Origin of the sequence: Micromonospora sp. NPDC005324 (genome assembly GCF_040607155.1) — a bacterium.
Taxonomy (GTDB): Bacteria; Actinomycetota; Actinomycetes; order Mycobacteriales; family Micromonosporaceae; genus Micromonospora; species Micromonospora trifolii.
The window spans coordinates 40,717-56,015 of sequence record NZ_JBEXGE010000010.1; the positions used below are offsets into that span (position 1 = coordinate 40,717).

The following is a 15,299-nucleotide window of genomic DNA, read 5'->3' on the forward strand; positions in this document are numbered from 1 at the left end:
GTAGGGCCACCGGATGCGCGTCGACGTCCCTCCGGATGCGGCATCCGTCACAGCCCGCCTGCGGATCGTTCCTCGGATTCGAACAGTTCGCGGGGCGCGGCTTGTTCGCGGCTGCGCTCGTTCATTGGCGGCGACTTGTTCGCGGCCGCGCTTCTTTGCGGGCTGCGCTTCTTTGCAGGCCCGGTTTTTTGCGGGCGCGCTTTTTTGCGGGCTCGGTTTTTTGCGGATCGGTGGTAGGTCACGTCCGCCGGTGGTACTGGTTGCGGCGCGGGAGCCGGTCGGGGTCGAGCCAGGCCGGTGGAACGAATTCCGGGTGACCGTCGCCGCCGAGCCGGACGGTCCATTCGCCACTGTAGACGTGTCGGTGATGGTGGGCGCAGAGCAGGACGGCGTTGGTCAGGCTGGTGCTGCCGCCGTCGGCCCAGTGGTGGATGTGGTGGGCGTCGCACCAGCGGGGCGGACTGTCGCAGCCGGGGAAGGCGCAGCCTCGGTCGCGCAGGACCAGAGCGCGCCGCAGAGGGCCGGTGACGAGTCGGCGTTGCCTGCCCACGTCGAGCGTCTGGCTGCTGCCGCCGAGGACGGCGGGCAGGATCGCCGCGTCGCAGGCGAGCCGACGAACCGTCTCCGGGGTGAGTCGCAGGTCGGTGTCGAGAGTGCCGGCGTCGAGCTGCCTGGCCAACGTATCGAAGCTGGTGGTGACGACGAGCTGGGCGGGATCGCCGCCGTGCTCGGGCAACTCGCCGGTGCGCAGAGCGAGCCGGCAGAGGTCGGCGAGCGCGTCGTGCCGGCGTTGCCCGGGAGAACGTGGATCGTCCGGACCGGACGGTGCGGTCAGCGGGTCGATAGCAGCGCGCAGCAGGCCGGCCGCCTCGGCATTCAGGCTGCCGGACAACCGCAGCCGGCCGTCCCGCAGCTCGGACAGCGTCACGTGACGGTCTCGTTGGGCTCGGTTGGCCTCGGCCTCCATCGCCGCCTTGGCGGCGGCGTCGGCGAGCTCCGGGGCGACGTGATCGAGGATCCGGCTGCCCAGCTTGCGCAGCAGGGTCGGCTCGAACTGCCCGGCCCACTCGACCAGGACGCCGACTGCCTTGTGGGCCGCCTCGCTGCCGGCGGCCGTGTGCACTGTGCTGACCGTTTCGGCGATGACCCGGACCTGCTCCACGTCGACCGCTCCGCTGGCCAGCGCGTCCCGTACACCGGTCGGAGCGGTGTCGAGCGTCGCGGCCAGCTCGACCAGACGGCGGGCGGCACCGACGCCGAGGCGCAGCCGGTCGCGCAACCACACGGCCGTCGAGGACGCCCCCTGCGCGGTCGCGGTGCCTCGACCGTCCAGCTCCCGGACGAGGGCCAGCTTGACCGCGGCCAGGCGTTGCTCGAGCCGGTGCGCAGCGTCGAGTGCCGCGACGAGGTCGTGCTCCGGAAGAGCCCACGCCGACGCGTCGAGGCAGTCAGCGACTGCCGCCTCCGCCTGCGTCAGCTCCTCCACCATGGACCAAACCTAGAACAGGTGTACGACACTTTGCCGATCGGCCGGTAGGCCAGGTTCGGCTGCTTCGAGCAGCGTCGTTGCGTGGCGACTCGAACCTGACCGAGAGGGCCTTGGGCGTAGCCCGGGCACCGGCTCTTGGCCCGCGCGGCGTAGGTCATCCTGCGCCACCTGGCTCAGCGGCTGGTGGCGTCGACGAGGCGTTCGGTGGCGAGGCAGGAGACGAGGCATCGTTCCTTTGCGTCACCACTCAGCCGGGCGGTCCAGTCGGTGAGGCCGCCGTCGCCGATCTCCAGGCTGCCGCCCAGGACGGTGATCCGCAGGGCACAGCCCGTGTAGTAGCCGCGACCTCGGGATCGCTCCGGTTCGTCCACCAGGGGCACCACGTCATTGGCGAGCCCTGGTCGGACAGTGTCGGCCAGCCGCTCCCGGACCACCGGGTCGTCGAAGGTGGTGACGTGCAGCCGAGGCGCGGCCGCCGGTGCCAACTCGGCGAGCACGGCCCGCCAGTAGCTGAGGTGTCGGATCAGCAGCCGGGCCTGCGTGTCGCCCGAGCCAGTGTCCCGGGCAGTGGACACCAGCGCGAAGAGGCGGAAGTGCGCCGACGCGCCACCGCCGAAATCCTGCGCCCGCAGCACCCGGTGGGCGGCGGCCAGGTGCACCTCGCTCTGCCGTCGACGACGTACGGCCGCCTCGACGGCGAGAGCGTTCGTGGGGTCGCTCAGCACCTCGCCAGCGCGCATGGTGGTGACGATCCTGTTCTGGCTGACCGGTGCGACGGCCGAGCAGGTGCCAAGCGGCACTACCGGCGCCAGCTCCACTCCGGCGACGTCGGCGGGCAGCAGTTGCCACATCCGGGCCTCCACCCGCGCGAGCGCACGTGGGTCGGTGCGGGCCGGGCGGACGAAGCGGTCCTCGTGCCAGCGGCGGACCACCTCGGGCGGACGCACGGCTGCCGCCCGGTCGCGGGCCACGCCCAACAGCAGTGTGCGCAGGTCCGTGCCGGACAGCCCGGCCAGCGCGGTCCGCGCCCCGGCCGGCATCGCCGCCCACACCCGACGCTCCGCGCCAGTTGGTTCGTCGCCATCCACCGCGGCACCGTGGCCTACTCGGCCAGATCGATCCCTGTCGGCCTGCTGGTCGCCATCCACGGCGGCACCGTGGCTTACTCGGCGCGACCGATCCCCGCCGGCCAGATCGTCGCCATCCACAGCGGAACCGTGGCTTACTCGGCGCGACCGATCCCCGCCGGCCAGATCGTCGCCATTCATGACGTCACAATGGCTGACGTGGCGCAACCGATCCATCGGTTTTGCGGCGGGCCTGGTGATTCGTTCACGTCATCAGCTCGACAGCGTCTGTCGTAGGCATCCGTCCGCTCGCCGCGAACGGCCTCCCGGCGGGCCAGCGACGTCCGCCGGGAGCGCACCGCCGCCGCCACAGTGGGCGTGGCACTGCGAGCAGTCCTGCGGGTGGCACACGCCGCCTGCGCACAAGCCAGATGGGCGACGGGGAATCTCGGCCTTCCGGCTGCCACCATTGATGATCATCGAGGCCGGACAACGGTCGTGACTCCCTCTATGCTTCACCGACGGTGCGAGCGTCGACGGGGGACGGGCATGATTGGCACGGTCATCTTCGATGTCGGTGGGACCATCCTCGACGAGTCCCACGAGTTCGCGGCGTGGGCCGACTGGCTCGGCGTGCCCCGGCACACGTTCTCGGCCGTCTTCGGCGCGGTGATCGCCCGGGGTCTGGACTATCAGGAGACGTTCCGGGTGTTCCGGCCCGACTTCGATCTCACCATCGAGCTGGAGCGTCGGGCGGCCGCCGGCCAGCCGGAGTCGTTCGCCGAGGAGGATCTCTACCCGGACGCGCGGGGGTGCCTGGAGTCCTTGAAGGACCAGGGCCTGTTCGTGGGCCTGGCCGGTAACCAGCCAGCTCATGCGGAGGCGACCCTGCGCGATCTCGACCTCCCGGTGGACGTGATTGGCACGTCGCACGGGTGGGGCGCGGCAAAGCCGTCACCGGCGTTCTTCGAGCGGGTCGTCGCAGTGGGCGGTGGTGTCGCGTCGTCGATCCTCTACGTCGGCGACCGGCCCGACAACGATGTGCGCCCGGCCCTGGAGGCGGGCATGAAGACGTGCCTGATCCGACGCGGTCCGTGGGGGCACATCCTCAATCCCTCCACAGTGGCCGGGCGGTGCCTCTTCCGAATCGACTCGCTGGACGAACTCCCGAGCCTGGTAGCGAAGCACAACGCGGCCGGCGGTTGACCCGCCGGCCGCGCGATCGTGCGGTCCCGGTGGCCGCCCTCCCCGGGCGGCCACCGGGACGTCGGTCAGGTCAGTGAGCAGGCCGCCCCGTTGACAGTGACCAGGCCGGGGTTCGGGTTCGCGCCGCCGCCTGTCGTCGCGTTGAAGCCGAACGTCACAGTGCCGCCGGGTGCGATCTTGGCGTTGTACGACTCGTTGCGCGCGGTCACCGTCGCGCCGGACTGGGCGACCTTCGCCAGCCACGCCTCGCGTATCCGCTGGTCACCGGTGAACGCGAAGCGCACGCTCCAGCCGTTGATGGCCGCGGTGCCCGTGTTCTGGATGGTCAGCTGCCCGGTGAACCCGGTGCCGCCCTGCCAGGCGCCGTAGTTGGTGTAGCGCGCCGTGCAGGTGGTGGCCGGCACGGCGCCGGCGTCACCCTGGTCGGCCAGGAACGAGGAGATCCACGCCAGCGCCGAGTTCCAGTTGATCGCCACCTCGTTGGTCGAGTACGAGTTGATGTCGTCGACGTAGCAGAACATCGGCTTGCAGCCGGCGAGCAGTTGCGCCACGAACGGGTCCTGGAGGGCGGCGTTCGGGCCACCGGCGAGGGAGCCGGCGGGCGGTCGGGGCAGGTTCGGGTCGAGCTGGTGGCCGAAGATCCGGCTGTGCTGGTTCTGCGCGGCGTGCTCTCCCCACCCGGTGACGTAGGAGATGTTCAGGGCGTTGCGACCGAGGATGTAGTCCATGGCCTGTACGGCGCCGTCGCGGTAGACGGGGTTGCGGGTCAGGTCGAACGCGGTGGCCAGCACCACGGCGTTGTTGATGACGTTGCTGTTGCCGCCCCAGAAGTAGCTGTTGGCGTCACCGGGCATCGGCAGCCCGTACGCCTGCTGGCGCAGCTCGGCCAGGTACGTGTCGGCGGCGGCGGTGACCGAGGCGCGGACCCGGGCCAGATCGGCGGCGGGTAGCCCGTTCGGCACGGTGGCCAGGTCGAGGCGGCCCAGCGCGGCCACGCTCTGCCAGCCGAAGCCCCGTGCGTCGAACACGTTTCCGGTGTGGTGCGGTGAGGCGGTCACGTCGGCCAGGTAGTTCTGCGCCCCGGTGGTCAGGTACAGCTCGGCCGCCGCCCAGTAGAACTCATCGGTGACGGTGCTGTCGTCGTACGCGCCGCCGCCGGTGCCGTCGGTCGGGCTGGCGTACACCGCCGGGTGGGCCTTGGCCGCGGCGTAGGCGGTCTTCGCGGCAGTGCCGCAGCGGGTCGCGAACGCCGCGTCGTAGGGGGCGAAGAGCCGGGCGCACTGGGCGGCGGTGGCGGCCAGGTTGAGGGTGGCCGCGGTCGACGGCGGGTGCAGCTCGCGCGGCTGCGGGTCGTCGTGCGGGGCGAGGGGCAGCCCGGTCCAGTTCTGGTCGTGGATCTTGTGGTGGACCATGCCGGCGAGCGGCTTGCCGGCGGGCACCTGCATGCGCAGCAGGAATTCCAGCTCCCAGCGGGCCTCGTCGAGGATGTCCGGCACCCCGTTGTCGCGCTCGGGCACCCGCAGCGTGCCGTCGGCGAGTTCGGCGCCGCCGTTGGCGGTGGCCGCCGTCCTGGTCCGCTCGAAGGTGTTCAGCAGCTGGTAGGTGGCGATGCCGCCGTTGACCACGTACTTGCCGTGGTCGCCGGCGTCGTACCAACCACCGCGCACGTCCAGGGAGTAGTCGCAGACACCCGGCTGGCAGGGCACGCTGGTGTCGCCCTGGTTGGGTGCGACGCCTAGGTGGCCGGCGGGTCGGGCGTATTCGTCGCCGATCAGGTCACCGTCGATGGCGATGCCGCTGCGTTGGGCGTAGAAGAACTGCAACGAGTCGGAGCGCAGCTGGTCGTAGAGGGCGCCGGAGATGTCGAACGGGTGGCTGGTCTCGCCGTCCACGGTGAGCGTGAGCCCGGTGCCGGGGGTGCGGTAGCTGGAGAAGTCGACGGTCTGCACGTTCTGCCCGGAGGCGGCGTCGACACCGCGAGCGGTGGTGGTGCCACTGGCCACGACGGCACCGGCGGCGCTGCGTAGCTGCCAGGGCAGCGCTCCGGTGGCCTCGGTGACGACAGTGGCGTTCTTCGGGCCGCCGGGAAGGTAGCCGACCTGGTTGACGCGCACCCGTGGCCCGGTGTCCGGCTCGTACGGCTCGGGCGGCTCGCCGCCGCGCAGCGACACGTCGTCCAGGCAGATGGTCTGCGCCTGGGCGGAACCGCCGACCTGGAAGATCAGTTGGGCGCTGGGGTTGTCGTCCGGGACGGTGAAGGTCTGCTCGACCCGCTGGAGGGTGCCGGTCGCTGTGGCGTCCACTGCCGCGTACGTGGTGTACGGGGCGCTGCCGAGCTGCAACACGGCCTTGACCGCGGCGCCGGGGGTGGCGGAGACCGCGAAGCCGAGGGTGTATTCGGCGCCGGCGATCAGTGGTACCCCGTCCTGGCCGATGCCGGCGTCCCACGGGTTGGCCAGCCCGCCCGCGACGGTGGTGCAGAGCTGGCCGTCGGTGACCGCCAGCGCGCCGGTGCCGAAGGAGAACCAGGGGCTCACACCGGCGCTGAAGTCGCCGTTGTCGATCTGCTCGGGGGCGTCCGGCGGTGGGTCGGCGTGGGCCGCGCCGGCGCCAGCGCCGGTGAGGGCCAGAGTGGTCGCCGCAGCCAACAGCAGGCGGCGTCGGGATGGCGTCACGGGGAGTCCTTCCGGGACGGAAAGTGGGACGGTGGCGGTGGCACTGTGGTGCTGAGAAAAGCTGGGAGCGCTCCCAGGTATCGGCTCGATGTTTCCAGTGCCGGTACGCCATGTCAATTGATCTGGTTGGATGGGTTTCCGCATCCGACGAGGGCGGTCAGCCCGACTGGCATCCCCCGACGCGTCGCCACCCGGACGTGAGATTGGCCGCGCCACGCGCCGTCGTCCTGATCTCCTAGAGACAACTGCGCCCTTCGCCTGGCAGGCTGCCTCCCATGACCCTGAAGCTGCGTTCCGTGGGAACGAGCGACCGTGGGCTGATCCGCAGCGGAAACCAGGACGCCCTGCACGCCGGCACCTGGCTCGTCGCCGTCGCCGACGGCATGGGCGGAATGGCCGCCGGCGACCTGGCCAGCGCCCTCACCATCGACGCGGTCGCCCCGCTGGACGTGGAGACACCCGAGGACGCCCTGGTGGCCGCGCTCGAAGGTGGCATCGCTCTGGCCACCTCCCGGATCCGACAGGCGGTCGCCCAGGACCCCGAGCGCCAGGGCATGGGCACCACACTGACCGCCCTGCTCTTCGCCCGTACCGGCAGTTGCCTGGCACTCGCACACGTCGGCGACTCCCGGGCCTACCTGTACCGCGAGGGCGTGCTCAAGCAGGTCACCCGGGACGACACGTTCGTCCAGATGCTGGTGGATCAGGGCGTGATCACAGCGGACCAGGCCAGCAGCCACCCGCGCCGGGCCGTGGTCACCCAGGCGTTGCAGGGCGAAGAGGTCTCCCCGTCGTACGCGACAATGGTGCCCCGGGCCGGCGACCGGTGGCTGCTGTGCAGCGACGGCCTCTCCAACGTGGTCCGCCCGGACACCCTCACCGAGGTGCTCAGCGGCTATCCGGACCGGGACGCCTGCGCCGCCAAGCTGATCGACCTGGCCCTGCACGCCGGCGCGCCGGACAACGTCACAGTCGTGGTGGCCGACGTCGTCGAGGAGTAGACCGACGCTCAGCGCCGGCGCGGCGTGGCGTGCCGGGTGGGTGTCGCCGTTCCCGGATCCTCCGGCCACGGGTGCCGGGGATAGCGCCCGCGCAGCTCGGAGCGGACCTGCGGATAGCCGGTACGCCAGAAGGACGCCAGGTCGGCGGTGACCGCCACCGGGCGGCCGGCGGGGGAGAGCAGGTGCAGCAGCACCGGCACCCGACCGTCGGCGATGCGGGGGGCCGCCGGCCAACCGAACGTCTCCTGGAGCTTCACGGCGAGCACCGGCGCGCCCGGGTCGCCGTAGTCCAGCCGGATCCGAGAACCACTCGGCACTTCGATCCGCTCCGGGGCCAGCTCGTCGAGGCGGGCGGCCTGCGCCCACGGCAGCAACCGACGCAGCGCCGACGACACGTCCACTCGCGCCAGGTCGGCCCGGCGTCGCGCGGCGGCCAGCTCCGGGCCCAGCCAACTCGGCGCGGCGTCGAGCAACGAGTCGTCGCCGACCTCCGGCCACGGCTCGCCCAGGTGGTGCCGCAGGAACGCGAGCCGCTCGCGCAGCGCCCGCGCCGCCGGACTCCACTGCAACAGGCCCAGCCCGTCCTGGCGCAGGCCGGTCAGCAACGCGGCGGCCACCTCCGCCCGGTCCGGCCGGTCCAGTCGCCGCTGGACCAGCTCGATAGCGCCCAGCCGGGTCACCTCCCGGGCCACCACGTCCCCGTCGGACCAGCCGACCTCGCGGCCGGTGCGCAGCAACGGACCGGCCGCCTCCCGGGCCGTCGCCTCGTCCACCGGGGAGGCCCGGCGGATCCGGGCCGACGGCGCGCCGGGGGTGCGGTCCGCGACCGCCACCGCCAGCCAGTCGGACCCGGTCAGCCCCGAGCCGGCCGCCAGCTCCGCGGCGGTCCCGCCGGTCATCAGGTACGCCGAGCCGCCCGGTCGCCGCACCCGGGCCAACCGTTCCGGGTACGCCAGACCGACGAGCAGGCCGGCGGCGAGATCGTCGCTCAGCCCACCCGAGCCGGTGCGGCCGGTGGCGTCGGCGCGGCCCTTCGGCGGGGCGCCGGCCGGCAGCGCGGCCCGCAGCCGGCGTACCTCGGTGCGCCACCGGGCTGTCGCGCCCGCGTCCACGCCGGCGCGCAGCCGACGCCAGCCGGCGACCAGATCGTCGCCGGGGCCGGCCGCACTGTCCTCGGCGAGGAGGGCGACCACCTCGGCGGCCCGGTCGGCGCCGACCCGGGCGGCGCCGTCGAGCAGCGCCCGGGCCAACCGTGGGTGCGCCCCGGCGGTGGCGATCGAGCGTCCCCGCGCCGTGATCCGACCGTCGGTGTCGACCGCGCCCAGGGTCTCCAGGGTGTCCCGGGCCACCGTCATCGCGGCGACCGGCGGCGCGTCGGGCAACGCGAGCCCGACGCCGTCCGGTCGGCCCCAGGCGGCCAGCTCCAACGCGAAGCCGGTCAGGTCGGCGGTGGCGATCTCCGGCTCGGCGCGGGCGGGCAGCCGCTCGTGGGTCGCCGCCGACCAGCAGCGGTAGACGTACCCGGGGGCCTCCCGGCCGGCCCGGCCAGCCCGCTGGGTGGCGGCGGCGCGGGAGACCGGCACGGTGACCAGCGCGCCCAGCCCACGGGCCAGGTCGATCCGGGGCACCCGGGACAGCCCGGCGTCCACCACGATCCGCACACCCGGGACGGTCAGGCTGGTCTCGGCCAGCGCGGTGGCGAGCACCACCCGCCGCCGGTCCGCGCGACGCAGCGCGGCGTCCTGCTCGGCGCCGCGTTGACGGCCGTGCAGCGGCAGCAGCGCGACCGCGTCGCGCAGGTCGGCCAGCCGGCCGGTGACCGCCGCGATCTCGCCGGCCCCGGGCAGGAAGACGAGCACGTCGCCGTCGTGCTCGCGCAGCGCCCGCCGGACGGTGGCGGCCACGTGGTCGAGCAGGGCCCGATCCACCGGCCCGGCCCCGGGCGGGGCGATCGGGCGCGCCGGGGGCACCCAGATCCGCTGCACCGGATGCAACGCCGAGTCGGCCCGTACCACCGGGGCCGGGGTGGGCCCGCCCAGCAGCGCGGCGAACCGGTCGGTGTCCGGGGTCGCCGACATGGCCAGCAGCCACAGGTCCGGCCGGAGGGTGGCGCGCGCCTCCACTGTGAAGGCCAGCGCGAGGTCGGCGTCGAGTTGGCGTTCGTGGCACTCGTCGAGCAGCACGGCACCCGTGCCGGGCAGCTCCGGGTCGTGGTGCAGCCGGCGGACCAGCAGACCGGTGGTGACCACCTCGATCCGGGTGGCCGGGCCGACCCGCCGCTCGCCGCGCACCGCGTAGCCGACCCGCTCACCGACCCGCTCGCCGAGCAGCTCGGCCATGCGCCGGGCAGCGGCACGGGCCGCCACCCGGCGGGGTTGGGCGATCACCACCCGACCGGTCACCCGGTCGGCCACGGCCAGCGGCGCGAGGGTGGTCTTGCCGGTGCCCGGCGGGGCCACCAGCACACCGGCGCCGGCCGCGTCGAGTGCCGCGACCAGCGCCGGCAGCACCGGACGGACCGGCAGGTCAAGTGTTACGTCGGAGAGCACGGCCCAGTCTCGCACCGGGACGGGTGCGTCAGGAGCGACGGACCTCGCCGACGCCGAGCACGAAGGCCCGCCAGGCCGTCGCACCGAAGGCGAGCACCGGGCCGGAGCGGTCCTTGCTGTCCCGGACGGCGGCCTGACCGTCGACTGTCGCGACCTCCACGCAGTTGCCGTTGCCGCTGCTGCGCGTGCTGGTGCGCCAGTCCGCTCGGGTCAGGTCGTACGCCGTCATCCGCGGTACCTCTCGTCTGCGTCGGCGTGCCGCAGAAGCGGTCACGCAAAGTTACGAGAAGCATGCTCAAGACGGGTCAACGACGCCGTCGGATCGAGCGCCATCCGGCACAGCTCCTCGTGCAGAAGGCTATACCCGAGCACATGATCGGCTTCCTCCAGAGCCAGCCCCATCGTGAGGTTATCCAGGTAAACCACTGACGCGTCGGCGGCATCGGCGAAGTTGAGGATCACGTACGGGGTGCTCATCGCGGGATGCCCGCCGGCCGTGAAGGGTAGTACCTGAATTGTCACGTTGGGTAGCTGCGCGATCCGGCTCATGTGGACCAGTTGTTCGGCCATCACCGCGGCGCCGCCGACCGGGCGCAGGAGCACCGCCTCGTTGAGGATCACCGACAGGTCGACCGGGTCCTCGCGGCGCAGCACCTCCTGCCGGCGGAGTCGGGCGGCGATCTTGCGCTCCAGACCGTCCTCGCCGGCGGTGCGCCGGAAGATCTCCCGGGCGTACGCCTCGGTCTGCAACAGCCCGGGCACCGACTCGGCCTCGTACGTGCGCAGCGCCGCCGCCTCCGCCTCCAGCCCGACGTAGAACTCGAACCACTCGGGGAGCACGTCGCTGTAGTTCTGCCACCAGCCGCGCTGCTGTGCCCCTCGGGCGATCTCGATCAGCGCTTCGGCATCCGAACCGGTCACCTCGTACAGGGCGAGGGCGGCCCGCACGTCGCGAGGTTTGATGCCGATCTGCGCCGTCTCGATCCGGGAGAGGTTGCTCTTCGACATGTCGAGCTGACGGGCGGCCACATCGAGGGTCATGCCCGCGCGTTCCCGGAGTTGGCGGAGTTCCCGCGCGATGCGGCGGCGCCGCACGGTCGGGCTGGCGGCGGGTCGGATGGTGGGAGTGGCGATCACCGTCCGAGTCTGCCACGACAAGATCCGCAGGTCGCAGATGCACGGAGTGCAACTTTCAAATCTGGGAGTTGCGTTGCAGTAGCTGTCGGTGCATCCTTTCCCGGTCGCGATCACTGTGGACATACCTGTGCGGGAGGACCGTTGCTCATCGCCGACGAGTTCTTCCTGATCGCACACAACGACAGTCGTGGCAAGGCCAAACTCCACCCGGCGGCGACCGGGCTCGGGCTGGCCGGCGGGCTCCTCGGTGAGCTCATCCTCTATGGACACATCACCGTCATGGCGGGGCAGGTCACCGTCATCGACCGACGTCCGCCGGCCGACGCTCTGGCGCACACGGTGCTGGACCAGTTGGTCGGCGAGGCCCAGCACCGGGAGCTGCGCACCTGGCTGAGTTTCCTGGCGCAGAGCGCGACGGCCTCGGTGGGAGAACGACTGGCCCGCGCCGGGGTGCTGCGCCGCCAGGAGAGTCGCCGGCTGCTGCGTACCTCGGTCAGCTACCTGCCGATCGACCTCAACGCGGTGGCCTGGCCGGCCACCCGGCTGCGGGCCCTGCTGGACCGGCCGGACCCGCCGGGCGTGCCGGACGCCCTGCTGCTCGGCCTGGTCGTGGCCGCCGGGCTGACCCGCGAGGTGCTGTGGAGCGCCGGCCCTCGCGCGCACCACCGGTTGAACGTCCTCATCCCCGCGCTGCCGGCCCCCCTCAAGGAACTCGTCGGGCACACCGAGGCCGCCGTCGGCGCCGCCGTGCTGCGTGGCATCCCCTGACCCCCCCGGTAACCCCCAACCCTCCCCTCGACAATCGGAGTAGTCGCATGCCCCCGACATCGACAGTCGACCGACCCAGCAACGTCTCCGAAGCCCTGGCCCGAGGCCGCCTCGGCATCCCGTCGGTCATCTTCTTCGTCCTCTCCGCCGCCGCGCCGCTGACAGTGGTGGCCGGCGTCGTCACCACCGGCTACGGCGTCATCGGGGTGACCGGAATCCCGCTGGCCTTCCTGCTGATCGCCGCGGTGCTCGCGCTCTTCTCGGTGGGTTACGTGGCGATGTCCCGCCGGGTGGAGAACGCCGGCGCCTTCTACGCCTACATCTCCCGAGGGCTCGGCCGACCGGCCGGCGTGGGCGCCGCCTGGATCGCGCTGATCGCGTACAACGCGTTGCAGGTCGGGCTGTACGGCACCATCGGTGTGGCGGCCGAGCCGGTGCTCGACCGGATCTTCGGCGGGCACCCGCACTGGGCCGTCGTGGCCCTGGTGGCGTGGGCGTTGGTCGGCCTGCTCGGCCTGCTCCGGGTCGACCTCAACGGCATGGTCCTGGCCGCGCTGCTGGTCGCCGAGATCGTGGTGGTCCTCGTCTTCGACCTGGGGCAGCTCGGCAACCCGGCCAACGGTGAGGTCAGCTTCGCCCCGTTCTCGCCGGACAACCTCTTCGTGCCGGGCGTCGGCGCGGTGCTGGTGCTCGCCGTCCTCGGCTTCGTCGGCTTCGAGTCGGCGGTGGTCTTCAGTGAGGAGAGCAAGGACCCGAAGCGGACGGTCCCGCTGGCCACCTACCTCTCGGTGGCGATCATCGCCGGGCTGTACGCGCTGTCGTCCTGGACCATGACGGTCGCCGTCGGGCAGGACCAGATCGTCGCCGAGGCCGGCGAGCAGAGCGTCGGGCTGATCTTCAACCTGGCCGCCGCGCAGCTCGGCGACACGGCGGTCACCATCGGGCAGGTGCTCTTCCTGACCTCGGTGCTCGCCGCGATGATCTCGTTCCACAACACCACTGCCCGCTACACGTTCGCGCTCGGTCGGGAGCGGGTGCTGCCGGCGGTGTTCGGGCAGACCTCGGCCCGTACCGGGGCGCCGCGGGCCGCCTCGGTGGCGCAGAGCGTCCTCGGACTGCTGGTCATCCTGCTGTACGCGATCAACGACTGGGATCCGGTGGTCCAGCTGTTCTTCTGGGTCGGCACCACCGGCGGCTTCGGCGTCCTGCTGCTGATCGCCACCACCTCGGTGGCGGTGATCGCCTACTTCGCCCGCTCGGCTGGCGGCGAGAACCTCTGGCGACGGGCCATCGCGCCCGGCCTGGCCACCATCGCGCTCTTTGTGATCATCTGGTTGGCCGTGTCGAACTTCGCCAACCTGCTCGGCGTCGCGCCGGACTCCACGCTGCGCTGGGCGCTACCCGCCGCGTACCCGGTGGCAGCCCTGCTGGGCATCGCCTGGGCCCTGCTGCTGCGGAGCAACCGCCCGGACACGTACGCCCGGATCGGCCGGGGAGCGGCGAGCGCCGCGGCCGCCGTCGAGCCGGAAGCGCCGGCCGCCGTGAAGGTGACCCGATGAGCGTGGTCATCGAGCAACTCGGGCCGGAGGAGACCACCCTCGTGGCGGGTCGGATCGCCGAGGCGTTCACCGTCCTGGAGGTGACGTACTGGCTGGTCCCCGACCCGAGCAAGCGGGAGGCGGTACTGGCCGGCGACTTCGAGATCCTGGTCGGGCACGCGATGCGGCACGGCATCGTCCACGCCACAGCGGACCGGGCCTCGGTAGCGGTCTGGTTTCCGTCGGTCGGCGAGCCGGCGCCGCCGCCGGCGGACTACGACGCCCGACTGGCCGCCGCCTGCGGCGAGTGGACCGACCGGTTCCAGCACCTCGACGAGCTGTTCGCGGCGAACCACCCGCACCCGGACCACCACCACCTCGCGTTCCTGGCGACCCGGCCCGACCGGCAGGGGCAGGGCTTGGGGAGCGCGTTGATGCGGCACCACCACGCCTGGCTGGACGTCAACGGGATGCCGGCGTACCTGGAGGCGAGCAGCCCGCGCAGCCGGGACCTGTACGCGAAGCACGGCTACCTGGCCGGCGAGCCGTTCCGGGTGCCCGACGGCACGCCGTTCTGGCCGATGTGGCGGGAGCCGGTCGGGCACTGAGCTGGTCAGGTCGACGCGACCAGCACGTACTGTGATTGCACTGTAACGCTCACGTGACAGCACGGAGGGCCGGGTCCATGGACCCGGCCCTCCGCTCGTTAACTGATCAGTACGTGCCGTCGAGCTGGCCGCGCAGCTTGGTCAGCGCCCGGGTCAGCAGCCGCGAGACGTGCATCTGCGAGACACCGATCTGGTCGGCGATCTGCGACTGGGTCAGGTTGCCGTAGAACCGGAGCGTGAGGATCTTCTGCTCGCGCTCGTCGAGGGTGGCCAGCGCCGGGCCGAGGGCGACCCGCAGCTCAGCCAGCTCGAACTCGCTGTCCTCGCCGCCGAGCATGTCGCCCAGCTCGGTGGCGCGCTCGCCGTCGCCGGTCGGGGTGGACAGCGACACCGCGTTGTACGCGCGGGCGCCTTCCAGGCCCTCCAGCACCTCTTCCTCGGTGAGCTTGAGGTGCGCGGCGATGTCGGCGACCGTCGGCGAGCGGCCGAGGGTCTGCAGCAGCGAGCTGTTGGCGTCGGAGATGGCCAGCCGCAGCTCCTGGAGCCGGCGGGGCACCCGGATGTCCCAGGTGCGGTCCCGGAAGTGCCGCTTGAGCTCACCGATGATGGTGGGGATCGCGTAACCGGCGAAGTCGACACCGCGCTCGGGGTCGAACTTGTCGATGGCCTTGATCAGGCCGATCGCGGCGGTCTGCGCCAGGTCGTCGTTCGGCTCGCCACGCCCGCTGTAGCGGTGGGCCAGGTGGTTGGCGAGCGGCAGCCACGCCTCGATCGCCCGGTCCCGCAGCGCGGCGCGCGACGGGTGGTTGGCGGGCAGCGCCGCCATCGCGTTGAGCAGGTCGGCGGCGCTGTCGGTGAGAGCGCGTGGGTCGAGCTTGGTGGTGGCCTTGACGGGGGCGCTCGGCTGCTCGGTGATCGTTGGCGCGGTCATGGGTGGTCCTCCCTGCACCTCGTCCGCTGACGAAAAGGTGTGACGCTTTGGTTTAGCTTCCAATTGGCCGTTCGGGAGTCACCTTAACCTGATCGTCTCCCAGAAATCTAGCCGAAAGGTTGATGCACTTAAGGTGTGTCCAGTGACAAAACGGGCATATTGCGCAGAAGTTGGGATGACTGTGAGAGTCCTTACCCACTGATCCGGCTGTGGAACGCTGCCCGGTCGGGCGACCGGTTCGGCCGATCGGCCCACGGGTCGCGTCGACTGGTCAACAGGAAATCCGACAAGTCGCCAGGAGTGTCGACTATCCGTCCTTGTCCCGCTGGT

At 72.0% G+C, this 15,299-nt stretch carries 14 protein-coding genes; 6 read left to right on the top strand and 8 right to left on the bottom strand.

The features are described from left to right. Positions 1-47: 47 nt before the first annotated feature. The 3 genes from ABZS40_RS12995 to ABZS40_RS13005 all read right to left on the bottom strand — a co-directional run bounded on the left by ABZS40_RS12995 (position 48) and on the right by ABZS40_RS13005 (position 2,577). Complete coding sequence (locus tag ABZS40_RS12995; protein ID WP_354943486.1) at positions 48-242, bottom strand: hypothetical protein; 195 nt, start codon at positions 240-242, stop codon at positions 48-50. Then, on the bottom strand, positions 239-1,489 hold the full coding sequence (locus tag ABZS40_RS13000) for a DUF222 domain-containing protein (protein ID WP_354943487.1): 1,251 nt from the start codon (positions 1,487-1,489) through the stop codon (positions 239-241). Before ABZS40_RS13000 ends, ABZS40_RS12995 begins: the two co-directional genes overlap by 4 nt. 173 nt (positions 1,490-1,662) lie before the next feature. Next, positions 1,663-2,577 (bottom strand): hypothetical protein, encoded by a 915-nt coding sequence (locus ABZS40_RS13005; protein WP_354943488.1) that lies wholly within the window; start codon positions 2,575-2,577, stop codon positions 1,663-1,665. Between the two features lie 9 nt (positions 2,578-2,586). Here ABZS40_RS13005 and ABZS40_RS13010 point away from each other — a divergent pair, with 9 nt between their 5' ends. Together ABZS40_RS13010 and ABZS40_RS13015 are read left to right on the top strand one after the other, a co-directional pair. Beyond that, on the top strand, positions 2,587-2,853 hold the full coding sequence (locus ABZS40_RS13010; protein WP_354943489.1) for a hypothetical protein: 267 nt from the start codon (positions 2,587-2,589) through the stop codon (positions 2,851-2,853). A 252-nt stretch (positions 2,854-3,105) separates the two neighbouring features. Next, complete coding sequence (locus ABZS40_RS13015) at positions 3,106-3,762, top strand: HAD family hydrolase (protein ID WP_354943490.1); 657 nt, start codon at positions 3,106-3,108, stop codon at positions 3,760-3,762. Between the two features lie 65 nt (positions 3,763-3,827). On the opposite strand, the gene ABZS40_RS13020 is transcribed toward ABZS40_RS13015, so the two are convergent. Next, positions 3,828-6,437 carry a glycoside hydrolase family 9 protein gene (locus ABZS40_RS13020; protein WP_354943491.1) on the bottom strand — a complete coding sequence of 870 codons (2,610 nt, stop codon included), beginning with the start codon at positions 6,435-6,437 and terminating at the stop codon, positions 3,828-3,830. Between the two features lie 275 nt (positions 6,438-6,712). Here ABZS40_RS13020 and ABZS40_RS13025 point away from each other — a divergent pair, with 275 nt between their 5' ends. Continuing rightward, on the top strand, positions 6,713-7,438 hold the full coding sequence (locus ABZS40_RS13025; protein ID WP_354943492.1) for a protein phosphatase 2C domain-containing protein: 726 nt from the start codon (positions 6,713-6,715) through the stop codon (positions 7,436-7,438). Positions 7,439-7,446: 8 nt separating this feature from the next. On the opposite strand, the gene hrpB is transcribed toward ABZS40_RS13025, so the two are convergent. The 3 genes from hrpB to ABZS40_RS13040 are packed head-to-tail and all read right to left on the bottom strand — an operon-like array spanning position 7,447 to position 11,082. After that, the gene (hrpB, locus tag ABZS40_RS13030; protein ID WP_354943493.1) at positions 7,447-9,987 is read right to left on the bottom strand and encodes an ATP-dependent helicase HrpB; all 2,541 of its coding nucleotides are present in this window, start codon (positions 9,985-9,987) and stop codon (positions 7,447-7,449) included. 28 nt (positions 9,988-10,015) lie between these two features. Further along, positions 10,016-10,216, bottom strand: a complete 201-nt coding sequence (locus tag ABZS40_RS13035) for a DUF397 domain-containing protein (protein WP_354943494.1) — start codon at positions 10,214-10,216, stop codon at positions 10,016-10,018. Between the two features lie 41 nt (positions 10,217-10,257). Continuing rightward, positions 10,258-11,082, bottom strand: coding sequence for a helix-turn-helix transcriptional regulator (locus tag ABZS40_RS13040; RefSeq protein WP_308193130.1), 825 nt, complete (start codon positions 11,080-11,082; stop codon positions 10,258-10,260). 183 nt (positions 11,083-11,265) lie between these two features. Between ABZS40_RS13040 and ABZS40_RS13045 the strand changes: the two genes are divergently transcribed. The 3 genes from ABZS40_RS13045 to ABZS40_RS13055 are packed head-to-tail and all read left to right on the top strand — an operon-like array spanning position 11,266 to position 14,038. Next, complete coding sequence (locus ABZS40_RS13045) at positions 11,266-11,892, top strand: GPP34 family phosphoprotein (protein WP_354943495.1); 627 nt, start codon at positions 11,266-11,268, stop codon at positions 11,890-11,892. Positions 11,893-11,939: 47 nt separating this feature from the next. Next, positions 11,940-13,451, top strand: a complete 1,512-nt coding sequence (locus ABZS40_RS13050) for an APC family permease (protein ID WP_354943496.1) — start codon at positions 11,940-11,942, stop codon at positions 13,449-13,451. Further along, positions 13,448-14,038 (top strand): GNAT family N-acetyltransferase, encoded by a 591-nt coding sequence (locus tag ABZS40_RS13055; RefSeq protein ID WP_354943497.1) that lies wholly within the window; start codon positions 13,448-13,450, stop codon positions 14,036-14,038. The genes ABZS40_RS13050 and ABZS40_RS13055 overlap by 4 nt, the downstream gene beginning before the upstream one ends. A gap of 106 nt (positions 14,039-14,144) precedes the next feature. On the opposite strand, the gene ABZS40_RS13060 is transcribed toward ABZS40_RS13055, so the two are convergent. Beyond that, positions 14,145-14,969, bottom strand: coding sequence for a SigB/SigF/SigG family RNA polymerase sigma factor (locus tag ABZS40_RS13060; protein ID WP_238669901.1), 825 nt, complete (start codon positions 14,967-14,969; stop codon positions 14,145-14,147). Positions 14,970-15,299: the final 330 nt, after the last annotated feature.

Excerpts from the sequence above, each read along its gene's own strand:
- ABZS40_RS13035 (WP_354943494.1), bottom strand. The coding sequence starts at position 10,216 with ATGACGGCGTACGACCTGACCCGAGCGGACTGGCGCACCAGCACGCGC.
- ABZS40_RS13060 (WP_238669901.1), bottom strand. The coding sequence starts at position 14,969 with ATGACCGCGCCAACGATCACCGAGCAGCCGAGCGCCCCCGTCAAGGCC.
- ABZS40_RS13025 (WP_354943492.1), top strand. The coding sequence starts at position 6,713 with ATGACCCTGAAGCTGCGTTCCGTGGGAACGAGCGACCGTGGGCTGATC.
- ABZS40_RS13000 (WP_354943487.1), bottom strand. The coding sequence starts at position 1,489 with ATGGTGGAGGAGCTGACGCAGGCGGAGGCGGCAGTCGCTGACTGCCTC.
- ABZS40_RS13055 (WP_354943497.1), top strand. The coding sequence starts at position 13,448 with ATGAGCGTGGTCATCGAGCAACTCGGGCCGGAGGAGACCACCCTCGTG.
- ABZS40_RS13050 (WP_354943496.1), top strand. The coding sequence starts at position 11,940 with ATGCCCCCGACATCGACAGTCGACCGACCCAGCAACGTCTCCGAAGCC.
- ABZS40_RS13015 (WP_354943490.1), top strand. The coding sequence starts at position 3,106 with ATGATTGGCACGGTCATCTTCGATGTCGGTGGGACCATCCTCGACGAG.